This is a genomic window from Pseudomonas chlororaphis subsp. aurantiaca (assembly GCF_013466605.1).
GTDB lineage: Bacteria > Pseudomonadota > Gammaproteobacteria > Pseudomonadales > Pseudomonadaceae > Aquipseudomonas > Aquipseudomonas chlororaphis_I.
On the sequence record NZ_CP059162.1, the window covers coordinates 5415116 to 5435894 of the forward strand.

The window sequence follows — 20779 nt, forward strand, 5'->3', positions numbered from 1 at the left end:
CTCACCCATGAATGCCGCAAAACGCCTGGAAATTTTCCGCAGGCTGCACGAAGACAATCCGGAACCGAAAACCGAACTGGCCTATTCGTCGCCCTTCGAGCTGCTGATCGCCGTGATCCTCTCGGCCCAGTCCACCGATGTCGGGGTCAACAAGGCGACGGCCAAGCTCTTCCCGGTGGCCAATACGCCGGCCGCCATCTATGCGCTTGGCGTCGAAGGCCTGTCCGAGTACATCAAGACCATCGGCCTGTACAACAGCAAGGCCAAAAACGTGATCGAAACCTGCCGCCTGCTGGTGGAACGGCACAACAGCGAAGTCCCGCAAACCCGGGAAGAGCTCGAAGCCCTGCCAGGCGTCGGCAGGAAGACCGCCAACGTGGTACTCAATACCGCCTTCCGCCAACTGACCATGGCCGTCGATACGCACATCTTCCGGGTCAGCAACCGCACAGGGCTGGCCCCCGGGAAGAATGTCATGGAAGTCGAAAAAAAGCTGATGAAGTTCGTGCCCAAGGAGTATCTCCTCGACTCCCATCACTGGCTGATCCTCCATGGCCGCTACGTATGTCTGGCTCGCAAGCCACGCTGTGGCAGCTGCCGGATCGAGGACCTGTGCGAATACAAGCACAAGACCTCTGACGATTGAGCAATCGTTGATTTTGATGATAGGTCGATTGAAAAAATCTTTTTTACCAGTCCTGAGAATATCGATATAAGGAGCGCCAATGGCAGTCTTAGCCTGGAGTTAACCTTATGAGTACTGGTAAAGAACAACTGGACGTAGAAGACGACTTCACCCCTGTTGAAACAGAAGATGCGGAGCCTGTGGTAGAGGTGGCCAAGACCAACTTGAGCAAGCGTCGGACCATCGACAACCTTCTGGAAGAGCGGCGCTTGCAAAAGCAACTGGCCGATTACGACTTTGATCTTTAGTAACAAAAAAGCCTCCTTTTACGGAGGCTTTTTTGTTACACCAGCTAACACTCCAAATCGGTTTTTCAAACCAGGCCATGCGCGGCTGATGGATCCAACATCGCCGACAGACCGGCAAGCCCACAGCGCAATGAGGCCTCGCGTGCCTTGTTGTAGCCCCTCAACCTTCAGACCAGTTGATGGCGCTTGGCAAACTCGATCAGGTCCACCAGCGAGCGGGCGTTGAGTTTCCCCAACAGCCGCCTTTTGTAGGTGCTCACCGTTTTACTGCTCAGGCACAGGCCCTCGGCAATTTCCTTGTTGGTCTGCCCTCCGGCGAGTTGCTTCAGGACCATCAGCTCCCGCCCGGACAGGCTGGACAACATCCCCTCCTCGCTGGCGATGCCCAGGCTCGAGCGCAGGGTATGCAAGGCTTCGTTGGGAAAATAACTGTAGCCAGCCAGGACTGCCCTGACGGCGCTGATCAATTCAGTGATGTCCTGCTGCTTGCACACATAACCTGCCGCGCCGGCCTGCATGCAACGCATGGAGAAAGGGCCAGGTACTTGCAGGCTCAATACCAGCACTTTGGTCGACATGGCTTTTGACGAAAGTCTGGCGATAACTTCCAGGCCATCGAGTTTGGGAATACCAATATCAAGAATAAGGATGTCTGGAACATGTTCATAAGACAGTTTCAGGGCATCCATGCCATTGTCCGCCTCGGCAACTACTTCAAAACCGTGCCGCTCCATCAGCATGCGCACAGCCAGCCGAGTAACGGGATGATCATCTACGATCAAAACTTTCTTCATGGGTAAGTCCAGAGTCCGCTATTGGTTTTTCAAGCAAACACCATAACCCAGTCATTTGGCCCGTGGCATGGCCACGCCCTGAGCCAGCATCGCCCCGAGAAGTTCCTTACAAACAATACGGATTTGCCCTACAAGGAAAAATTGAACGTCGCCCGCTATATATAACTACTCCTGACTTTCCTACACTTCGTATTGAAAAGAACAGACTGAAAGATAGTCGAGTCCATTGAAATAATGGCCAGTGGAAACTTTAGTTATGGTCTTCGGACACCCGCCTGATCGATTAAATCATCAGGCATAAAAAAGCCCCGCTCATGGCGGGGCTCTTTTAAAACGACTCAAAAAGTATCAGAACAGAGTCCGACCCTTGTTGGCCGCAATACGCATGCGCAGGGCATTGAGCTTGATGAAGCCAGCCGCATCCGCCTGGTTGTAGGCGCCGCCGTCTTCTTCGAAGGTCGCGATGTTGGCATCGAACAGCGACTCATCGGACTTGCGACCGGTGACGATCACATTGCCCTTGTACAGCTTCAGGCGAACCACGCCGTTCACATGAACCTGGGAAGCGTCGATCATCTGTTGCAGCATCAGACGCTCAGGACTCCACCAGTAGCCGGTGTAGATCAGGCTGGCGTACTTGGGCATCAGCTCGTCTTTCAGGTGAGCCACTTCGCGATCCAGGGTGATCGATTCGATCGCGCGGTGAGCGCGCAGCATGATGGTGCCGCCAGGGGTTTCGTAGCAGCCGCGGGACTTCATGCCGACATAGCGGTTTTCCACGATGTCCAGACGACCGATACCGTTTTCGCCGCCGATGCGGTTCAGGGTCGCCAGCACGGTGGCCGGGGTCATTTCGACGCCGTCGATCGCCACGATGTCGCCGTTGCGGTAGGTCAGCTCGATGTAGGTCGGGGTGTTGGGAGCCTTCTCCGGGGAGACGGTCCAGCGCCACATGTCTTCTTCGTGCTCGGTCCAGGTGTCTTCCAGCACGCCGCCTTCATAGGAGATGTGCAGCAGGTTGGCATCCATCGAGTACGGGGACTTCTTCTTGCCGTGACGCTCGATCGGGATCGCGTGCTTCTCGGCGTAGTCCATCAGCTTCTCACGGGACAGCAGGTCCCACTCGCGCCAAGGAGCGATCACTTTCACCCCTGGTTTCAAGGCATAGGCGCCCAGTTCGAAACGAACCTGGTCGTTGCCCTTGCCGGTAGCGCCGTGGGAAATGGCGTCGGCGCCGGTTTCGTTGGCGATCTCGATCAGGCGCTTGGCGATCAACGGACGAGCGATGGAGGTACCCAGCAGGTACTCACCTTCGTAGACGGTGTTGGCGCGGAACATCGGGAAAACGAAATCGCGGACGAACTCTTCGCGCAGATCGTCGATGTAGATCTCTTTCACGCCCATGGCTTGCGCCTTGGCACGTGCAGGTTCGACCTCTTCGCCCTGACCCAGGTCAGCGGTGAACGTCACCACTTCACAGTTATAAGTATCCTGCAGCCACTTGAGGATCACCGAAGTGTCCAGGCCGCCGGAATACGCCAGAACGACCTTGTTTACGTCCGCCATGCCATCACTCCACGGGGTTCTACGGAAAGCCATCAAGTCTACCGATCAACGCGGATAATTTACAGAGGCGCGACAGCTTATGACGACGAAGCGACAGATTATGTCGAGTGCGCGACGACAGCCGTTTCAGGAAGTCGCCGCGGCGTTGGCGGGAGCAGCAGCCTGGGGTGCCGGTTTTTCCGCGACCGGGACGCGTTGCAGCTGTACGTTGACCCGACGATTCTTCGCCCGGTTCACCGCGTTGGTGTTGGGCGCCAATGGATAGCGTTCGCCGTGGAAACGCATCTCGATCTGCGATTCGGGAATGCCGTTGGCCTTGAAGAACTCCATCACCGCCAGCGCCCGGCGCCGCGACAGGTCACGGTTGGTCAAGCGGTTGCCGCTGTTGTCCGAGTGGCCGTCGAGCTGGATGTGATTGACCGTCGGATCAGCCTTGAGGAACTCCAGCATCACCTGCAGCTTGGCCTTGGCCTTGGCGTCCAGATCGATGCCGCCCCCGGGGAAGCCGACCTCGGATTGCCTGACCTGATCGAAGTTCTGCGGTAGCAACTTGGCGACACAACGTTGATAGTCGCCATACGCCTTGCTGAACTTGACCGGCAACAAGCGCACCTCGGACACCCCGCCCTCGCGGGAGTAGTGGCGAACCACCGGGCTGCGCCCATCCATCAATCCACCGATCAGTCGCCCGGCCTGCAGTTGCGAGCTGTTGAACAGCACATCGCCGCTGCCGAGCCGCACCGAACCCAGGTTGATGTCGCCGCGTCCCGGCTGCCACGGCGCGGCCGCCGCGAGCAGCGTGGCCGAACCGCCAGCGAGCATCGGGTTGTAGGCCTTGAGGCGGAAGGTCGCCTGCTCGCCGGCGCGACGCACAAACTCCCCGGAACCGAAATCGGTAATCGGCTGGCTCAGACGGCACTCGAATTTATCGCCTTCGACCGTCCACTCAATGCTCTCCAGACGGGTCTGGAAAGTCAGCGCCATCGCGGGAAGACTGGCGAACACACTGAGCAAGGCTAGATAACGCTGGCGCACGGGAGGCTCCACTGACTTGTACATCACGAAAATCGAAATGCCTGTTTACGGCATACCTTCGGGATATCGGAAGCTTCACGCAAAACTTGATAGCGAGTGCCTGGAAGAGTCTTTTCCGGTAGCATTCACTGGAGTTTGACCCGCCTGGAATCCCCAATGTCCGACCGCCTGACCCTGCTGCGTCCCGACGACTGGCATATTCATCTTCGCGATGGTGCCGTGTTGACCAATACTGTCGCGGATGTCGCGCGCACCTTTGGCCGCGCCATCATCATGCCTAACCTGGTACCTCCGGTGCGCAACGCCGCTGAAGCCGACGCCTATCGCCAGCGCATTCTCGCTGCGCGGCCGGCTGGCAGCCGCTTCGAGCCGCTGATGGTGCTCTACCTTACCGATCGTACCCAGCCCGAAGAAATTCGCGCGGCCAAGGCCTGTGGTTTCGTCCATGCCGCCAAGCTCTACCCGGCCGGTGCGACCACCAACTCGGACTCGGGCGTCACCAGCATCGACAAGATCTTCCCGGCGCTGGAGGCCATGGCCGAAGTCGGCCTGCCGCTGCTGATCCACGGTGAAGTCACCCGCAGTGAGGTCGACGTGTTCGACCGCGAGAAGCTGTTCATCGACGAGCACATGCGCCGCGTCGTCGAGCGCTTCCCGACGCTCAAGGTGGTGTTCGAGCACATCACCACCCGTGACGCCGTGCAGTTCGTCAACGAGGCCTCGGCCAACGTCGGCGCGACCATCACCGCCCATCACCTGCTGTACAACCGCAACCACATGCTGGTCGGCGGGATTCGCCCGCACTTCTATTGCCTGCCGATTCTCAAGCGCAACGTGCACCAGGAAGCGCTGCTCGACGCCGCCGTCAGTGGCAGCCAGAAGTTCTTCCTTGGCACCGACTCCGCGCCCCACGCCCAGCACGCCAAAGAAGCGGCCTGCGGCTGTGCCGGCTGCTACACCGCCTATGCCGCGATCGAGCTGTACGCCGAGGCCTTCGAACAGCGCAACGCGCTGGACAAGCTGGAAGCCTTCGCCAGTCTCAATGGCCCGCGCTTCTACGGCCTGCCGGCCAACACCGATCGCATCACCCTGGTTCGTGAAGAATGGACCGCCCCTGTCAGCCTGCCTTTCGGCGAGCTGACCGTCATCCCGCTGCGCGCCGGTGAAAAACTGCGCTGGCGCCTGCTGGAGGAACACGCGTGAGTGAAGACCATTTCGACGACGAGCAGGACGGTCACAACGGTGGTGGCTCGCGTCATCCAATGGCGGCACGCTTTCGCGGTTACCTGCCGGTAGTCGTCGACGTTGAAACCGGTGGTTTCAACTCGGCCACCGACGCCTTGCTGGAAATTGCCGCGACCATCATCGGCATGGACGAAAAGGGCTTCGTGTTCCCCGAGCACACCCTGTTTTTCCGCGTAGAGCCTTTCGAAGGCGCCAACATCGAAGCTGCGGCGCTGGAGTTCACCGGCATCAAGCTCGACCATCCGCTGCGCATGGCCGTCAGTGAAGAAACCGCGCTGAACGATATCTTCCGCAGCGTGCGCAAGGCGCTGAAGGCCAACGGTTGCAAACGCGCGATCCTGGTCGGGCACAACAGCAGCTTCGACCTGGGCTTCCTCAACGCGGCTGTCGCGCGCCTGGACATGAAGCGCAATCCGTTTCATCCATTCTCCAGCTTCGATACCGCGACGCTTGCCGGCCTGGCTTATGGCCAAACCGTGCTGGCCAAGGCGTGCCAGGCTGCCGACATCGACTTCGATGGCCGTGAGGCGCACTCCGCCCGCTACGACACCGAGAAGACTGCCGACCTGTTCTGCGGCATCGTCAATCGCTGGAAGGAAATGGGTGGCTGGGAAGACTTCAACGACTGATACCGTCGCTGATCGACCGCGCATAAAAAAACCGGCCCTGAGGCCGGTTTTTTTTTATGCGTGAAGCGCGGCTTACAGCTTGCCGGCGTTCTCGCTCAGGTAAGCGGCAACGCCTTCTGGCGAAGCAGTCATACCCTTGTCGCCCTTCTTCCAGTTGGCAGGGCAGACTTCGCCATGCTCTTCGTGGAACTGCAGAGCGTCGACCAGACGGATCAGCTCTTCCATGTTACGACCCAACGGCAGGTCATTGACGATCTGCGAACGAACGACGCCTTTGTCGTCGATCAAGAATGCGCCACGGAAAGCCACGCCGCCTTCGGACTCAACGTCGTAGGCCTTGGCGATGTCGTGCTTCATGTCGGCAGCCATGATGTACTGAACCTGACCGATGCCGCCGGCATTGATCGGGGTGTTGCGCCAGGCGTTGTGGGTGAAGTGCGAGTCGATCGAAACAGCGATCACTTCAACGTTGCGTGCCTTGAAGTCAGCCATGCGGTGGTCCAGGGCGATCAGCTCGGACGGGCAGACGAAGGTGAAGTCCAGCGGGTAGAAGAACACCAGGCCGTATTTGCCTTTGATGGCCGAGGACAGGGTGAAGCTGTCGACGATTTCGCCATTGCCGAGAACGGCGGGAACGGTGAAGTCAGGGGCTTGTTTGCCTACGAGTACGCTCATTGGATATCTCCTGGTGTGATCGAATGAAGAATGAGATCCAGCCTAGTGTGCCGCCGCCAAGCGACAACCCTGTGACTCGATCCCGCTTCGTAAGGACCGCACATCATACACCGCGTTTTTGAGCTGTCCTTAGTGGTTTTTCCATCCCTTGTGCTCAGTCCGCAAAAACAGCCCGGCTGGACAACGCGTCGGCCGTGGTAGAAAAAACCGTTCGTCTGCCAGTCACGCATCTGGCAAAAAGCCCCAGCAAACCACTTTGACAATCATTCTCGTTAACATTAAGATCCGTCGCATTGAGCCATAACCAGCGACGGTTCTCACCTTATGTATGTCTGCCTTTGCACTGGCGTCACCGACGGACAAATCCGCGATGCAATCTACGACGGTTGCTGCAGCTATCGTGAAGTACGCCAAGCAACAGGCGTTGCCGGTCAATGTGGCAAATGCGCCTGCCTCGCCAAGCAGGTGGTACGTGAAACCCTGACCGAACTGCAAAGCAGCCAGCCAGCGATTCCTTACCCAGTAGAATTTAATGTTGCGTAATTAACGCCATAAAAAAGAGCCGGACTTCATGTCCGGCTTTTTTATGCCTGTAATTCAATCGCTTAGCGTCAAAACGCGGAACACAAACATTCTTATTCCGATTAATTTTCATATATTATTCAATAACTTAGGTTTGACACTAATCATCGTGCGGCTCAGACTCTGCCTTATATACCGCTAATTACAGGGCAGGACCCCATCATGAAAGGCGACGTCACAGTCATCCAGCATCTCAACAAGATCCTTGCCAATGAACTGGTCGCGATCAATCAGTACTTCCTGCATGCGCGCATGTATGAAGACTGGGGCCTGAACAAACTGGGCAAGCACGAATACCACGAGTCCATCGATGAGATGAAGCATGCGGACAAGCTGATCAAGCGCATCCTCTTCCTCGAAGGCCTGCCGAACGTCCAGGACCTGGGCAAACTGCACATCGGCGAACACACCAAGGAAATGCTCGAGTGCGACCTGCGCATCGAGCGCACCGGCCACGCCGACCTGAAAGCCGCCATCGCCCATTGCGAATCGGTCGGCGACTTCGGTAGCCGCGAGCTGCTGGAAGACATCCTGGAATCGGAAGAAGAACATATCGACTGGCTGGAAACCCAACTGGGCCTGATCGATAAAGTCGGCCTGGAAAACTACCTGCAATCGCAGATGGGCGACGAGTAACTCTTCTCAAGGTTCAGCCCATAAAAAAGCCCCGCCTCTCTCACGAGGGCGGGGCTTTTTATTGCGTGGACAAATCCACACAACCTGCAGGAGCGAACTTGTCGCTCCTGCAAGGGGCAAATCAGGCTTCGGTCTTGGCAGCAGCTTTTTCAGCGGCGGCCTTGATCAGGGTCTGCAACTCGCCATTGGCGAACATCTCAGCCATGATGTCGCTACCGCCGACCAGTTCACCAGCTACCCACAGTTGCGGGAAAGTCGGCCAGTTGGCGTATTTAGGCAGGTTGGCGCGGATTTCCGGGTTCTGCAGGATGTCCACGTAAGCGAACTTCTCACCACACCCCATCACGGCCTGAGCGGCTTTCGCGGAGAAGCCGCACTGCGGGGCATTCGGCGAGCCTTTCATGTAAAGCAGAATGGTGTTGTTGGCAATCTGCTCTTTAATAGTTTCGATGATATCCATGGAGCACCTCGGCTGAACTTTCCGACTCTGTTGTCGACACGGTGGCGCATTGTAACGGAAAGCCGAGCGCCATGCTCGGCCTCTCCGACAGACTCCTCAGGCCGCCTCCACCGTCACCGGCACGCCATTGAGCGCGGCATTGCCCGATAGCTCGTCCAGCTGACGCTCGTCGGTCAGGTCATTGGCACTCGACCCCGGTTGCGCCATGGCGATGCTCATCTGCACGCCCGGCCGACCATGCCCCCAGCCATGGGGCAGGCTGACCACCCCGGGCATCATCTCGCTGCTGGCCAGGACTTCCACCTCGATCGCCCCGACCCGCGAACTGACCCGCACACGCTGCCCGTCAGCCAGCCCCCGACGGGCCAGATCATCGGGATTCATCAGCAACTGGTGCCGAGGCTTACCCTTCACCAACCGATGGTAGTTGTGCATCCACGAATTATTGCTGCGTACATGGCGCCGGCCGATCATCACCAACTCATCGGCCGCCGGAGCCTGCAACGCGGCAAAACGCTTGAGGTCCGCCATGATCGCCACGGGAGCGGCCTGCACCCGGCGGTTCTCGGTTTTCAGGCGCGCCGCCAGATTAGGCTTGAGCGGCCCGAGGTCGATCCCGTGGGGATGATCGGCCAGCGTCGCCAGCGACAGATTGAACCCGGATGCCTCGCCATACCGCCCCGCTCGCAGCCCCCTATCGATCATCTGTGCCGGCGGCACGGTCGGCTTGAGCTCCTTGCCGGTCCGCGCGGCGAAGGCCCTGGCCAGGCCGACGAAGATTTCCCAGTCATGCAATGCCCCTTCCGGCTTGGGCAGGATCGCCTGGTTGAAGCGGCTGACATTGCGCACCGCGAACATATTGAACGTAGTGTCGTAGTGATCGTTCTCCAAGGCCGAAGTCGATGGCAGGATCAGGTCCGCATAACGGGTGGTTTCGTTGATGTACAGATCGATACTGACCATGAACTCCAGGCCATCCAGCGCCTGCTCCAGCTGCCGTCCGTTGGGGGTGGAGAGCACCGGATTGCCCGCCACCGTGATCAGCGCCCGCACCTGCCCCTCCCCTTTGGTCAGCATCTCTTCGGCCAGGGCCGAGACCGGCAACTCGCCGCCATATTCGGGACGCCCGGAAACCCGGCTTTGCCAGGCATTGAAGTGCCCACCCGAAGTCGCCGCCACCAGATCCACCGCCGGCTCGGTGCACAGGGCGCCGCCGACCCGGTCCAGGTTGCCGGTCACCAGGTTGAGCAGTTGCACCAGCCAATGACAGAGGGTGCCGAACGACTGGGTGGACACGCCCATCCGGCCATAACACACCGCCCTGTCCGCTGCGGCGAAGTCGCGCGCCAACTGGCGGATCTGCTGCGCCGGCACCGAGCACAAAGGGCTCATGGCTTCAGCACTGAAACGGGAAATGGCCTCACGCACCTCCGCCAGGCCATCCACCAGCAGATGACTATCGCGCGTCAGCCCTTCCGCGAAGATCGTCTGCAGCATGCCGAACAGCAGCGCCACATCACCGCCGGGACGGACAAACACATGCTGGTCGGCCATGACCGCCGTCTCACTGCGCCGCGGGTCGACCACCACCACTTTGCCGCCGCGCGCCTGGATCGCCTTCAAGCGCTTCTCCACATCCGGCACGGTCATGATGCTGCCGTTGGACGCCAGCGGATTGCCACCCAGGATCAGCATGAAATCGGTGTTATCGATATCCGGGATCGGCAGCAACAGCCCGTGGCCGTACATCAGGTAGCTGCTCAAGTGATGCGGTAATTGGTCCACCGAGGTGGCGGAAAAACGGTTCTGGGTTTTCAGCAGGCCGAGGAAATAGTTGCTGTGGGTCATCAACCCATAGTTATGCACGCTGGGATTGCCCTGATAGACCGCCACCGCATTATTGCCATGCCGCCCCTGGATCGCCGCCAGGCGCTCAGCCACCAGGTTGAAGGCCTCGTCCCACTCGATCGCCTGCCAATCGCTGCCGACCCTGCGCATGGGATGACGCAGCCGATCCGGGTCGTTCTGGATGTCCTGCAGCGCCACCGCCTTGGGGCAGATATGGCCGCGGCTGAAGCTGTCCTGGGCATCGCCCTTGATCGAGGTGATCTGCGGACCGGTGCCGTCGACTTCGGTGGTTTCGATGGTCAAGCCACAGATGGCTTCACACAAATGGCAGGCACGGTGATGGAGAGTCTTGGTCATGGCCAGTCTCTATTTTATTCGGGGCGGCCAGCCTCAGGCCGCGGGAACAAGACTATGGTGCCAGACCGGCATCAGCGCCAGGGACGTTCATCTTGTGAATCGACAAGCATCAAGCCAGCCGATGACTCAGTTGGAAGGCAGCCTCGGAAGGTTTTCCTGCCGGGCGATCGGCGTCATGCCATCCAACGGCGCTTCGCTGCCCTGCACCCCGCTGAATTCGGCGAGCAATCGCCAGTGCTCATCGAGATTGCTGCTGATGGTCATCATGCGATCGATCATCTGTCGCGCGGCGTTGCGCGTCGTGCTGTCGTCACTGCGCAGCAACTCGAAGGACATCGAGGTGATCGATGCCGTCAGGTCGGTCAGGGTTCGCGTCGTCAACCCCAACAGTGTCTTCAGTTGCTGTTCTTTCGAGTCCATTCCAAGCACTTCCCTGTTGCCGGTGCGCATTTATAACCCCAGCCCTTTGCCTTAGGAAATACTTCTGGCCGATATCCCTGCCGCGAGCCAAGTACCCAAGAGCCGAGCAGAGAACCCCCCAGCCCGCGCCAACCATATGCCTGATAGCGGCATGCGCCACGAGTCGCGTTGCAAAGCGGTCGAGGCGCAGTGTACAAATGCTGCTGCGGACCGACGCAAAGCGGATCGACTCCACATCCGACCGGCACGTCTGAACACGCTGTAAAACGTCACGAATGGCCCACTTTTTTTCGGCCCAGGCCACTCGCCGCACGTGGTGAAAGCCTTAGAAACCAAGCCTGCTATTGGTAAGACGCGACATTTAATTATAAGATCGCGCCTTCCCCTATTTCGTCGCCCCGTGCGGCTTTCGCCGCAGGTCTCGCCCGTTTCTCGATAAAACAAGGCTTTGAGTATCTGCGGTCTGTTGCAAAAAGGTAGTTAATGATGAGCGCAAGGCACTTTCTCTCCCTGATGGATTGCACGCCCGAAGAGCTGGTCAGCGTGATTCGTCGAGGCATCGAGCTGAAGGACCTGCGTAATCGCGGCGTACTCTTCGAGCCTCTGAAAAACCGCGTTCTCGGGATGATTTTCGAGAAATCGTCTACCCGCACCCGCCTGTCCTTCGAGGCCGGCATGATCCAGCTCGGCGGCCAGGCGATCTTCCTGTCCCCGCGCGACACCCAGCTGGGTCGCGGCGAGCCGATCAGCGACTGCGCCATCGTCATGTCGCGCATGCTCGACGCGGTGATGATCCGTACCTTTGCCCACCGCACCCTGACCGAGTTTGCGGCCAACTCCCGCGTACCGGTGATCAACGGCCTGTCCGACGACCTGCACCCGTGCCAGCTGCTGGCCGACATGCAAACCTTCCTCGAACACCGAGGCTCCATCCAGGGCAAGACCGTGGCCTGGATCGGCGACGGCAACAACATGTGCAACAGCTATATAGAAGCGGCGATCCAGTTCGACTTCCAACTGCGCATCGCCTGCCCCGAAGGCTACGACCCCAACCCTGAATTCATCGCCCGGGCCGGCGACCGGGTGAGCATCGTGCGCGATCCGAAAGACGCGGTGATCGGCGCCCACCTGGTGAGCACCGACGTCTGGACCTCCATGGGCCAGGAAGAAGAAACCGCCGAGCGCCTCAAGCTGTTCGCGCCGTTCCAGGTCAATCGCGCGTTGCTCGACCTGGCCGCCGCAGACGTGCTGTTCATGCACTGCCTGCCTGCCCACCGTGGCGAAGAAATCAGCCTCGACCTGCTGGACGATCCGCGCTCCGTGGCATGGGACCAGGCAGAAAACCGTCTCCACGCACAAAAGGCCCTGCTCGAGTTTCTGGTCGAGCCGGCGTACCACCACGCATGAGCCAGCCATTACTGCTTAACCTGCGCAATCTCGCCTGCGGCTACCAGGATCAGCGGGTCGTGCAGAACCTCAACCTGCACCTCAATGCCGGCGATATCGGTTGCCTGCTCGGCTCCTCCGGCTGCGGCAAGACCACCACCCTGCGCGCGATTGCCGGTTTCGAGCCGGTGCACGAAGGTGAAATCCAGCTGGCCGGCGAAACCATCTCCAGCGCCGGCTTCACCCTGGCGCCGGAGCGCCGCCGGATCGGCATGGTGTTCCAGGACTACGCCCTGTTCCCGCACCTGAGCGTGGCGGACAACATTGCCTTCGGCATCCGCAAGCACCCGCAGAAGAACCGGGTGGTAGAGGAACTGCTGGAACTGGTCAACCTGAAGAACCTCGGCAAGCGCTTCCCCCACGAGCTGTCCGGCGGCCAGCAGCAGCGCGTCGCACTGGCCCGGGCACTGGCGCCGGAACCGCAGCTGCTGCTGCTCGACGAACCCTTCTCCAACCTCGATGGCGAACTGCGGCGCAAGCTCAGCCACGAAGTGCGTGACATCCTCAAGGCACGGGGCACCAGTGCGATCCTGGTGACCCACGACCAGGAAGAAGCCTTCGCCGTCAGCGATCACGTCGGGGTGTTCAAGGAAGGCCGCCTGGAGCAATGGGACACGCCGTACAACCTCTATCACGAACCGCTGACGCCGTTCGTGGCGAGTTTTATCGGCCAGGGCTATTTCATCCGTGGCCAGCTGGACAGCCCGGAATCGGTGCAGACCGAACTCGGCGTACTGCGCGGCAACCGTGCCTACACCTGGCCACCCGGCGGCGCGGTGGATGTGCTGCTACGCCCGGACGATATCGTTTATGCACCGGACAGCGCCCTCAAGGCGCGGATCGTCGGCAAGAGCTTCCAGGGCGCCTCGACCCTGTACCGCCTGCAACTGCCGACCGGCAGCCAGTTGGAATCGATCTTCCCAAGCCACGCCGATCACCAGGTCGGCGCTGACGTGGGAATCCGCGTGGCCGCCGAACACCTGGTGCTGTTCCAGGCCTCCGGCAGCACCGCGGCGCAGCTGCCACAGTCTGAATCGGGCGTTCGTCGCTACAGCGGCGCCCACTGATCAAGCGGGCAGCGCAGGCGCCGGCCAACCGGCGCCTGCGGCTTCAGTCCAGAACAAGCTTGCCACTGGCCACCAGCGTCGCCTGGCCGCCAATCTTCACCCGCCTCCCCTCCAGCCGACAGAACAACGCCCCTCCGCGCTTCGAGCATTGATAAGCCGTCAGGCTCACCTTATCCAGGCGTTCGGCCCAGTACGGAATCAGGGCGCAATGGGTCGACCCGGTGACCGGGTCTTCATTGATGCCAATGGCCGGCGCGAAATAGCGCGAGACAAAATCATGCCGACTGCCCCGCGCGGTAACGATCGCTCCAGGCCATGGCAGCTTGGCCAGCGCCGCCATGTCCGGCTGACAATCGAGCACTGCCTGCTCGGATTCCAGCACCACGAACAACTCATTGGCCCCCAGCAAGGCCACGACCCTGGAGCCCAAAGCACGCGCCACCTGTTCATGGCCATCGATTTCGCGTGGCACACGAACCGGGAAATCCAGCCAAAGCTGCGCACCTTCGCGACTGACGCTCAAGGAGCCCGATCGGCAGATGAAATCGATACGCGCCCCCGGCTCGCCATACACCTCAAACAGCACATGGGCGCTGGCGAGGGTGGCATGGCCGCACAAGGCCACTTCGGTGGTCGGAGTAAACCAGCGGATACGCCAGCCTTGAGGCTCGCGCACGACAAAAGCGGTCTCCGCCAGGTTGTGCTCGGCGGCGATGCTCTGCATCAACTCATCAGCCGGCCAGGCCTCCAGTCGATAGACCATCGCCGGATTGCCGCTGAACGGTCGATCGCTAAACGCGTCGACCTGATGAAACTCAAGCTGCATAACATTCTCCTTGAACATGCCGCGCAAGCATGGGGCCGACCATCCAGGCACCAACAGCCACAGAGAAGGTTATTTTTCGCCATACAGCGCCGATGCTTTATCGGCGCACTGACGGTCAGTCGCGACCGATATCGGCGAATGTCGCCTGGGTGTACTCGGCCAACACGGCAGCCGAGAGTTCAACCTCAAGCCCACGCCGGCCGGCGCTGACGAAGATGCTGGCAAAGGGTTGTGCACTGTTGTCGATAAAGGTGCGCAGGCGTTTCTTCTGGCCCAGCGGGCTGATCCCGCCCAGCAGGTAACCGGTGGCGCGCTGCGCGGCAGCCGGGTCGGCCATCTCGGCTTTTTTCACCCCAGCGGCGTGTGCCAGGGCCTTGAGGTCGAGACTTCCGACGACCGGCACCACGGCCACCAGCAATTCGCCCTTTTCACTGCTGGCCAACAGCGTCTTGAACACCTGAGCCGGATCGAGGCCGAGCTTTTCCGCCGCCTCCAGACCATAGGAGGCCGCCTTAGGGTCATGTTCATAACTGTGCACCCGATGTTCGGCGCGAACTTTTTTCAGCAGATCCAGTGCAGGGGTCATGGCAACTCCATAGGCAGGGAAAAGAACAGAAACAGTGCCGGCGATTCTAGGATATCCGCCAGCAAAAGGCTCTATTCCAAGGCCCATACCCGAGCCCAGGCAGCCGCCGGCACCAGGCTGGCCGCGCCTTTTGCGCAAAACCCGTGCGCTTCCCGCAAGATCATTCACACAACTGATAGTTATAAAATGACCAATGGTTCACTTTCGACCTTTGACAGCAATGTTTCTTGTCTATATTTTTTCGTTTGCGAATATCATGTTGTAGATCCAACAGCCGTAGCCCGCAGTAAGCCGCGCCCAGGATGGGGATCCTGCCGACGGTGAAAATCGCGCTCAGCGCCTTCACGCCAGCGCCAGACAACAACAAGAACCGAGGTTTTCCATGACAACTGCGTTACAACAACCGTCGCTCTCCGGCCAGTGCATGGCCGAATTCCTGGGGACAGCCTTGTTGATCTTCTTCGGCACCGGTTGCGTCGCCGCGCTCAAGGTCGCGGGCGCCAGCTTCGGCCTATGGGAAATCAGCATCATCTGGGGGATCGGCGTGAGCATGGCGATCTACCTCACCGCCGGCGTCTCCGGCGCGCACCTCAACCCCGCGGTCAGCATCGCGCTGTGCATCTTTGCCGACTTCGAAAAGCGCAAATTGCCGTTCTACATCTTTTCCCAGATCGCCGGCGCCTTCTGCGCGGCGCTGCTGGTCTACACGCTGTACAGCAATCTGTTCTTCGATTACGAACAAGCCCACCAGATGGTCCGCGGCTCCCAGGCCAGTCTCGAGCTGGCATCGGTATTCTCCACCTACCCCCACCCGGCGCTGTCCACCGCCCAGGCGTTCCTGGTCGAAGTGGTGATTACCGCGATCCTGATGGGCGTGATCATGTCCCTGACCGACGACAACAACGGCTTGCCACGCGGCCCGATGGCGCCGCTGCTGATCGGCCTGCTGATTGCCGTGATCGGCAGCGCCATGGGGCCGCTGACCGGTTTCGCGATGAACCCGGCGCGGGATTTTGGCCCTAAACTGATGACATTCTTCATGGGTTGGGGCGAGGTTTCCTTCACCGGCGGCCGCGATATTCCGTACTTCCTGGTTCCGATCTTCGCGCCGATTGTCGGTGCCTGCCTCGGTGCCGTGGCCTACCGCGGGCTGATTGCCCGCCATCTGCCCAGCGTTGCCCCTGCTCCAACGGATGCCGAAAAAGCCATTGACGGCAAAGTAAGAACTTCTTGAAACCGGTGGCGCAAGGTCCTGCCCAACCCCGACCTGCGCCTCTTGCCCACTTCCTTATTTTTGTCCAAGGCAATCGACATGACCGACATTCAGAATAAGAACTACATCATTGCCCTCGATCAGGGTACGACCAGCTCGCGCGCGATCATTTTCGATCGCGACGCCAACGTCGTGTGCACCGCCCAACGCGAATTCGCCCAACATTACCCGCAAGCCGGCTGGGTCGAACACGACCCGATGGAAATCTTCGCCACCCAGAGCGCAGTGATGGTCGAGGCCCTGGCGCAAGCCGGCCTGCACCATGACCAGGTAGCCGCCATCGGTATCACCAACCAGCGTGAAACCACCGTGGTCTGGGACAAGACCACCGGCCGGCCGATCTACAACGCCATCGTCTGGCAGTGCCGCCGCAGCACCGAGATCTGCCAGCAGCTCAAGCGCGACGGCCTGGAAGAGTACATCCGCGATACCACCGGCCTGGTCACCGACCCGTATTTCTCCGGCACCAAGCTGAAGTGGATCCTCGACAACGTCGAAGGCAGCCGCGAACGCGCACGCAACGGCGAACTGCTGTTCGGCACCGTCGACAGCTGGCTGATCTGGAAATTCACCGGCGGCAAGACCCACGTCACCGACTACACCAACGCCTCGCGCACCATGCTCTTCAACATCCACACCCTGGAGTGGGATGCGAAGATGCTGGAAGTGCTGGATATCCCGCGGGAAATGCTGCCGCAAGTGAAGTCGTCCTCGGAAATCTACGGCCGTACCAAAAGCGGTATCGCCATCGGCGGGATCGCCGGCGACCAGCAGGCCGCGCTGTTCGGCCAGATGTGCGTCGAGCCGGGCCAGGCGAAGAACACCTATGGCACCGGCTGCTTCCTGCTGATGAACACCGGCGACAAGGCGGTCAAGTCCAAGCACGGCATGCTCACCACCATCGCCTGCGGCCCCCGCGGCGAAGTGGCTTACGCCCTGGAAGGCGCGGTGTTCAACGGCGGCTCCACCGTGCAGTGGCTGCGCGACGAGCTGAAGATCATCAACGACGCCCATGATACCGAGTACTTCGCCAGCAAGGTCAAGGACAGCAACGGCGTGTACCTGGTCCCGGCCTTCACCGGCCTGGGCGCTCCATACTGGGACCCCTACGCCCGTGGCGCGCTGTTCGGCCTGACCCGTGGCGTGCGCGTGGACCACATCATCCGCGCCGCGCTGGAATCGATCGCCTACCAGACCCGCGACGTCCTCGACGCCATGCAGCAGGACTCCGGCGAACGCCTCAAGGCCCTGCGCGTGGATGGTGGCGCGGTGGCCAACAACTTTCTCATGCAGTTCCAGGCCGACATCCTCGGCACCCAGGTCGAGCGCCCGCAAATGCGCGAAACCACGGCCCTGGGCGCGGCCTATCTGGCTGGCCTGGCCTGCGGTTTCTGGGGCAGCCTGGAAGAGCTGCGCGGCAAGGCGGTGATCGAGCGCGAGTTCGAGCCGCAACTGGCCGAAACCGAGAAGGAAAAGCTCTACGCCGGCTGGAAAAAAGCCGTCAGCCGCACCCGCGACTGGGAACCGCACGAAGGCGCTGAATAAGCCAAGTCGCGGATTCGTATCGGGTTGTAACTGGTCGGGAGCAGATTCCTGCGGCATCATGGGCAAATTTTGCACGGCAGCCCAAAGGAAGCCCCATGAATCTGCCTCCCCGTCAGCAGCAAATCCTCGAGCTGGTCCGCGAACGCGGCTATGTCAGCATCGAGGAAATGGCCCAGCTGTTCGTCGTTACACCGCAAACCATCCGCCGCGATATCAACCAGTTGGCGGAAGTGAACCTGTTGCGCCGCTACCATGGCGGCGCAGCCTACGATTCCAGTGTCGAAAACACCGCCTACGCCATGCGCGCCGACCAGATGCGCGATGAAAAACAACGCATCGGCGAAGCCATCGCCGCGCAGATCCCCGATCACGCCTCGCTGTTCATCAACATCGGTACCACCACCGAATCCATTGCCCGGGCGCTGCTCAATCACAGCCATCTGAAGATCATCACCAACAACCTGCACGTGGCTTCCATGCTCAGCGCCAAGGACGATTTCGACGTGCTGCTGACCGGTGGCAATGTGCGTCGCGATGGCGGCGTGGTCGGCCAGGCCAGCGTCGATTTCATCAACCAGTTCAAGGTCGATTTCGCCCTGGTCGGCATCAGCGGTATCGACGAAGACGGCAGCCTGCTGGACTTCGACTACCAGGAAGTACGGGTATCCCAGGCGATCATCGCCAATGCCCGCCAAGTGATCCTGGCCGCCGACTCCAGCAAGTTCGGGCGCAATGCCATGATCCGCCTCGGCCCCATCAGCCTGATCGATTGCCTGGTCACCGACCAGCAGCCGGTTCCGGCGCTGACCCAGTTGCTGCAGCAGCACAAGATTCGCCTGGAAGTCGTCTGACCCCTCCCCATGTAGCCGCTGCCGCAGGCTGTGATAAGGCCGAGGCCTTCAGCGATCTTCAGATCCTGCGCGCCCTTCGGTCGCGATCGCAGCCTTCGGCAGCGGCTACAGCTCCCCCCTCCGCAAGCCGCGGACGCCTTTCGTCCGACAATGTTCGTAAATTTTCCTTTGCCCGCCTTTCGATGAGTTTTTTCAATCGAAGTCCACTGGCTGTCGACGTGTTTCTGCGCTAGTATTTTCGTAAATGAATATTTATGTTCGATTTCAAATATCAGAAGAACACGAGGCCAGCCGATGCCCACTTCCACCTTGCTCGCGCCCCCTCTCGCCGAGATTTATGACATTGCCGTGATCGGCGGTGGGATCAATGGCGTCGGCATCGCCGCCGATGCCGCCGGGCGTGGCCTGTCCGTGTTCCTTTGCGAAAAAGACGACCTGGCCAGCCATACCTCCTCGGCCAGCAGCAAGCTGATCCACGGTGGCCTGCGCTACCTCGAACATTACGAATTCCGCCTGGTGCGCGAAGCCCTGGCCGAACGCGAAGTGCTGCTGGCCAAGGCCCCGCATATCGTCAAGCCGATGCGTTTCGTCCTGCCGCACCGCCCGCACCTGCGTCCAGCCTGGATGATCCGTGCCGGCCTGTTCCTTTATGACCACCTGGGTAAGCGGGAAAAACTCGCCGGTTCCAAGAGCCTGAAGTTCGGTCCAGACAGCCCGTTGAAAGCCGAGATCACCAAAGGCTTCGAATACTCCGACTGCTGGGTCGACGACGCTCGCCTAGTGGTATTGAACGCCATGGCCGCCCGCGAAAAAGGCGCCCATGTGCACACCCAGACCCGTTGCATCAGCGCCCGCCGTAGCAAGGGTATGTGGCACCTGCACTTGGAGCGCGCCGACGGCAGCCTGTTCTCGATTCAAGCCAAGGCCCTGGTGAACGCTGCCGGCCCATGGGTCGCCAAGTTCATCAAGGACGACCTGAAGCTGGATTCGCCTTACGGCATCCGCCTGATCCAGGGCAGCCACCTGATCGTGCCGAAGCTGTACGAAGGCGAACATGCGCACATCCTGCAGAACGAAGACCAGCGCATCGTCTTCACCATTCCGTACCTGAACCACTTCACCCTGATCGGCACCACCGACCGCGAGTACACCGGCGATCCGGCGAAGGTGGCGATTACCGAGGGCGAAACCGACTACATCTTGAAAGTGGTCAATGCCCACTTCAAGAAGCAGCTGAGCCGCCAGGACATCGTGCACACCTACTCCGGCGTGCGCCCGCTGTGCAACGACGAGTCCGACAACCCGTCGGCCGTGACCCGCGACTACACCCTGGCGCTGTCCGGCAATGCCGACGAAGCGCCACTGCTGTCGGTGTTCGGCGGCAAGCTGACCACCTACCGCAAGCTGGCCGAATCGGCCATGGCCCAGCTGACGCCGTTCTTCAAGCACATCAAGCCGAGCTGGACCGCCCACTCGACCCTGCCCGGCGGCGAAGACATGACCACGCCGCAGGCGCTGGCCGAGGCGATTCGCCAGAAGTTCGACTGGGTGCCCAGCGAAATCGCCCGCCGCTGGGCCACCAGCTACGGCAGCCGCACCTGGCGCCTGCTGGAAGGCGTGCACAGCCTGAACGACCTGGGCGAGCACCTGGGTGGCGGCTTGTACACCCGTGAAGTCGATTACCTGTGCAGCGAAGAATGGGCGGTCAATGCCCAGGACATCCTCTGGCGCCGCAGCAAGCTGGGCCTGTTCACGACCCCGGCAGAGCAGGAAAAACTGCAGCACTACCTGCAGAAGGTCGAACAGAACCGGGCAAAGATCGAAGCCGCCTGATCGCCCCTCCTATAAAGAAGCCCCCGCGCCATACGGCCCGGGGGCTTTTTCATGGCCGCAGATTCTGTAGCGGCGAGGCTTGCCCGCGATGAACGATGACGCGGTCCAACAGGTACACCGCAGCGCCCGGATCGCGGGTAAGCCCCGCATCTACAGGGGAATGAGCCCGGCC

21 protein-coding genes are annotated in these 20779 nt (G+C 60.4%); 12 read left to right on the forward strand and 9 right to left on the reverse strand.

Features of this window, described 5'->3' with window-relative positions; all coding sequences use genetic code 11:
- The first annotated feature begins 7 nt into the window (after positions 1-7).
- Positions 8-646 (forward strand): endonuclease III, encoded by a 639-nt coding sequence (nth, locus tag H0I86_RS24650; protein WP_180922514.1) that lies wholly within the window; start codon positions 8-10, stop codon positions 644-646.
- Between the two features lie 107 nt (positions 647-753).
- Complete coding sequence (locus H0I86_RS24655) at positions 754-933, forward strand: PA3496 family putative envelope integrity protein (protein ID WP_007922443.1); 180 nt, start codon at positions 754-756, stop codon at positions 931-933.
- Between the two features lie 167 nt (positions 934-1100).
- Here H0I86_RS24655 and H0I86_RS24660 read toward each other — a convergent pair whose 3' ends face one another.
- The 3 genes from H0I86_RS24660 to H0I86_RS24670 all read right to left on the reverse strand — a co-directional run bounded on the left by H0I86_RS24660 (position 1101) and on the right by H0I86_RS24670 (position 4328).
- Complete coding sequence (locus H0I86_RS24660; protein ID WP_007922442.1) at positions 1101-1727, reverse strand: response regulator transcription factor; 627 nt, start codon at positions 1725-1727, stop codon at positions 1101-1103.
- A gap of 348 nt (positions 1728-2075) precedes the next feature.
- A complete protein-coding gene (locus H0I86_RS24665) occupies positions 2076-3293 on the reverse strand; it encodes an argininosuccinate synthase (RefSeq protein WP_009050550.1) in 1218 nt (405 codons plus the stop codon).
- A 126-nt stretch (positions 3294-3419) separates the two neighbouring features.
- Positions 3420-4328, reverse strand: coding sequence for a flagellar protein MotY (locus tag H0I86_RS24670; RefSeq protein WP_180922515.1), 909 nt, complete (start codon positions 4326-4328; stop codon positions 3420-3422).
- Positions 4329-4484: 156 nt separating this feature from the next.
- Here H0I86_RS24670 and pyrC point away from each other — a divergent pair, with 156 nt between their 5' ends.
- Positions 4485-5531, forward strand: a complete 1047-nt coding sequence (pyrC, locus tag H0I86_RS24675; protein WP_180922516.1) for a dihydroorotase — start codon at positions 4485-4487, stop codon at positions 5529-5531.
- On the forward strand, positions 5528-6202 hold the full coding sequence (gene rnt / locus H0I86_RS24680; RefSeq protein WP_009050553.1) for a ribonuclease T: 675 nt from the start codon (positions 5528-5530) through the stop codon (positions 6200-6202). The genes pyrC and rnt overlap by 4 nt, the downstream gene beginning before the upstream one ends.
- A gap of 72 nt (positions 6203-6274) precedes the next feature.
- Here the strand turns inward: rnt and H0I86_RS24685 are convergent, their stop codons facing one another.
- Positions 6275-6877 (reverse strand): peroxiredoxin, encoded by a 603-nt coding sequence (locus H0I86_RS24685; RefSeq protein WP_007922432.1) that lies wholly within the window; start codon positions 6875-6877, stop codon positions 6275-6277.
- Positions 6878-7201: 324 nt separating this feature from the next.
- Here H0I86_RS24685 and H0I86_RS24690 point away from each other — a divergent pair, with 324 nt between their 5' ends.
- Together H0I86_RS24690 and bfr are read left to right on the forward strand one after the other, a co-directional pair.
- Entirely contained in the window at positions 7202-7420 is a 219-nt protein-coding gene (locus tag H0I86_RS24690) for a bacterioferritin-associated ferredoxin (protein WP_016703434.1), read from the forward strand.
- A 201-nt stretch (positions 7421-7621) separates the two neighbouring features.
- Positions 7622-8095, forward strand: coding sequence for a bacterioferritin (gene bfr, locus H0I86_RS24695; RefSeq protein ID WP_007922427.1), 474 nt, complete (start codon positions 7622-7624; stop codon positions 8093-8095).
- A gap of 121 nt (positions 8096-8216) precedes the next feature.
- Here bfr and grxD read toward each other — a convergent pair whose 3' ends face one another.
- The 3 genes from grxD to plzR all read right to left on the reverse strand — a co-directional run bounded on the left by grxD (position 8217) and on the right by plzR (position 11180).
- Complete coding sequence (gene grxD, locus H0I86_RS24700) at positions 8217-8555, reverse strand: Grx4 family monothiol glutaredoxin (protein WP_007922425.1); 339 nt, start codon at positions 8553-8555, stop codon at positions 8217-8219.
- Positions 8556-8651: 96 nt separating this feature from the next.
- Positions 8652-10760, reverse strand: coding sequence for a molybdopterin oxidoreductase family protein (locus H0I86_RS24705; RefSeq protein ID WP_180922517.1), 2109 nt, complete (start codon positions 10758-10760; stop codon positions 8652-8654).
- A 126-nt stretch (positions 10761-10886) separates the two neighbouring features.
- Positions 10887-11180, reverse strand: a complete 294-nt coding sequence (plzR, locus tag H0I86_RS24710) for a PlzR type 4 pili assembly inhibitor (protein WP_180925907.1) — start codon at positions 11178-11180, stop codon at positions 10887-10889.
- Positions 11181-11666: 486 nt separating this feature from the next.
- Here plzR and argF point away from each other — a divergent pair, with 486 nt between their 5' ends.
- A complete protein-coding gene (gene argF / locus H0I86_RS24715; protein ID WP_180922518.1) occupies positions 11667-12587 on the forward strand; it encodes an ornithine carbamoyltransferase in 921 nt (306 codons plus the stop codon).
- Positions 12584-13693 (forward strand): ABC transporter ATP-binding protein, encoded by a 1110-nt coding sequence (locus tag H0I86_RS24720; protein WP_009050559.1) that lies wholly within the window; start codon positions 12584-12586, stop codon positions 13691-13693. Before argF ends, H0I86_RS24720 begins: the two co-directional genes overlap by 4 nt.
- Positions 13694-13736: 43 nt before the next feature.
- Here the strand turns inward: H0I86_RS24720 and H0I86_RS24725 are convergent, their stop codons facing one another.
- Positions 13737-14519 (reverse strand): PhzF family phenazine biosynthesis protein, encoded by a 783-nt coding sequence (locus tag H0I86_RS24725; RefSeq protein ID WP_180922519.1) that lies wholly within the window; start codon positions 14517-14519, stop codon positions 13737-13739.
- 115 nt (positions 14520-14634) lie between these two features.
- Entirely contained in the window at positions 14635-15105 is a 471-nt protein-coding gene (gene ybaK, locus H0I86_RS24730; protein ID WP_180922520.1) for a Cys-tRNA(Pro) deacylase, read from the reverse strand.
- A gap of 382 nt (positions 15106-15487) precedes the next feature.
- On the opposite strand from ybaK, the gene H0I86_RS24735 reads away from it, so the two are divergent.
- The 4 genes from H0I86_RS24735 (at position 15488) to glpD (ending at position 20607) form a co-directional block, all read left to right on the forward strand.
- The gene (locus tag H0I86_RS24735) at positions 15488-16339 is read left to right on the forward strand and encodes an MIP/aquaporin family protein (protein WP_180922521.1); all 852 of its coding nucleotides are present in this window, start codon (positions 15488-15490) and stop codon (positions 16337-16339) included.
- Positions 16340-16417: 78 nt separating this feature from the next.
- Positions 16418-17923, forward strand: a complete 1506-nt coding sequence (gene glpK / locus H0I86_RS24740; RefSeq protein WP_180922522.1) for a glycerol kinase GlpK — start codon at positions 16418-16420, stop codon at positions 17921-17923.
- 95 nt (positions 17924-18018) lie between these two features.
- Entirely contained in the window at positions 18019-18774 is a 756-nt protein-coding gene (locus H0I86_RS24745) for a DeoR/GlpR family transcriptional regulator (protein ID WP_007922413.1), read from the forward strand.
- A gap of 294 nt (positions 18775-19068) precedes the next feature.
- Positions 19069-20607: a glycerol-3-phosphate dehydrogenase gene (gene glpD, locus H0I86_RS24750; protein WP_180922523.1), complete on the forward strand. Its 1539-nt coding sequence runs from the start codon at positions 19069-19071 to the stop codon at positions 20605-20607.
- Positions 20608-20779 lie beyond the last annotated feature (172 nt).

Bases quoted from the DNA above. Each gene is read 5' to 3' on its own strand.
- glpD (WP_180922523.1), top strand. From the start codon at position 19,069: ATGCCCACTTCCACCTTGCTCGCGCCCCCTCTCGCCGAGATTTATGAC.
- glpK (WP_180922522.1), top strand. From the start codon at position 16,418: ATGACCGACATTCAGAATAAGAACTACATCATTGCCCTCGATCAGGGT.
- pyrC (WP_180922516.1), top strand. From the start codon at position 4,485: ATGTCCGACCGCCTGACCCTGCTGCGTCCCGACGACTGGCATATTCAT.
- nth (WP_180922514.1), top strand. From the start codon at position 8: ATGAATGCCGCAAAACGCCTGGAAATTTTCCGCAGGCTGCACGAAGAC.
- H0I86_RS24685 (WP_007922432.1), bottom strand. From the start codon at position 6,877: ATGAGCGTACTCGTAGGCAAACAAGCCCCTGACTTCACCGTTCCCGCC.
- H0I86_RS24735 (WP_180922521.1), top strand. From the start codon at position 15,488: ATGACAACTGCGTTACAACAACCGTCGCTCTCCGGCCAGTGCATGGCC.
- ybaK (WP_180922520.1), bottom strand. From the start codon at position 15,105: ATGACCCCTGCACTGGATCTGCTGAAAAAAGTTCGCGCCGAACATCGG.
- H0I86_RS24655 (WP_007922443.1), top strand. From the start codon at position 754: ATGAGTACTGGTAAAGAACAACTGGACGTAGAAGACGACTTCACCCCT.
- grxD (WP_007922425.1), bottom strand. From the start codon at position 8,555: ATGGATATCATCGAAACTATTAAAGAGCAGATTGCCAACAACACCATT.
- plzR (WP_180925907.1), bottom strand. From the start codon at position 11,180: ATGGACTCGAAAGAACAGCAACTGAAGACACTGTTGGGGTTGACGACG.
- bfr (WP_007922427.1), top strand. From the start codon at position 7,622: ATGAAAGGCGACGTCACAGTCATCCAGCATCTCAACAAGATCCTTGCC.
- argF (WP_180922518.1), top strand. From the start codon at position 11,667: ATGAGCGCAAGGCACTTTCTCTCCCTGATGGATTGCACGCCCGAAGAG.
- H0I86_RS24745 (WP_007922413.1), top strand. From the start codon at position 18,019: ATGAATCTGCCTCCCCGTCAGCAGCAAATCCTCGAGCTGGTCCGCGAA.
- H0I86_RS24720 (WP_009050559.1), top strand. From the start codon at position 12,584: ATGAGCCAGCCATTACTGCTTAACCTGCGCAATCTCGCCTGCGGCTAC.
- H0I86_RS24660 (WP_007922442.1), bottom strand. From the start codon at position 1,727: ATGAAGAAAGTTTTGATCGTAGATGATCATCCCGTTACTCGGCTGGCT.
- H0I86_RS24725 (WP_180922519.1), bottom strand. From the start codon at position 14,519: ATGCAGCTTGAGTTTCATCAGGTCGACGCGTTTAGCGATCGACCGTTC.
- H0I86_RS24705 (WP_180922517.1), bottom strand. From the start codon at position 10,760: ATGACCAAGACTCTCCATCACCGTGCCTGCCATTTGTGTGAAGCCATC.
- H0I86_RS24690 (WP_016703434.1), top strand. From the start codon at position 7,202: ATGTATGTCTGCCTTTGCACTGGCGTCACCGACGGACAAATCCGCGAT.
- H0I86_RS24665 (WP_009050550.1), bottom strand. From the start codon at position 3,293: ATGGCGGACGTAAACAAGGTCGTTCTGGCGTATTCCGGCGGCCTGGAC.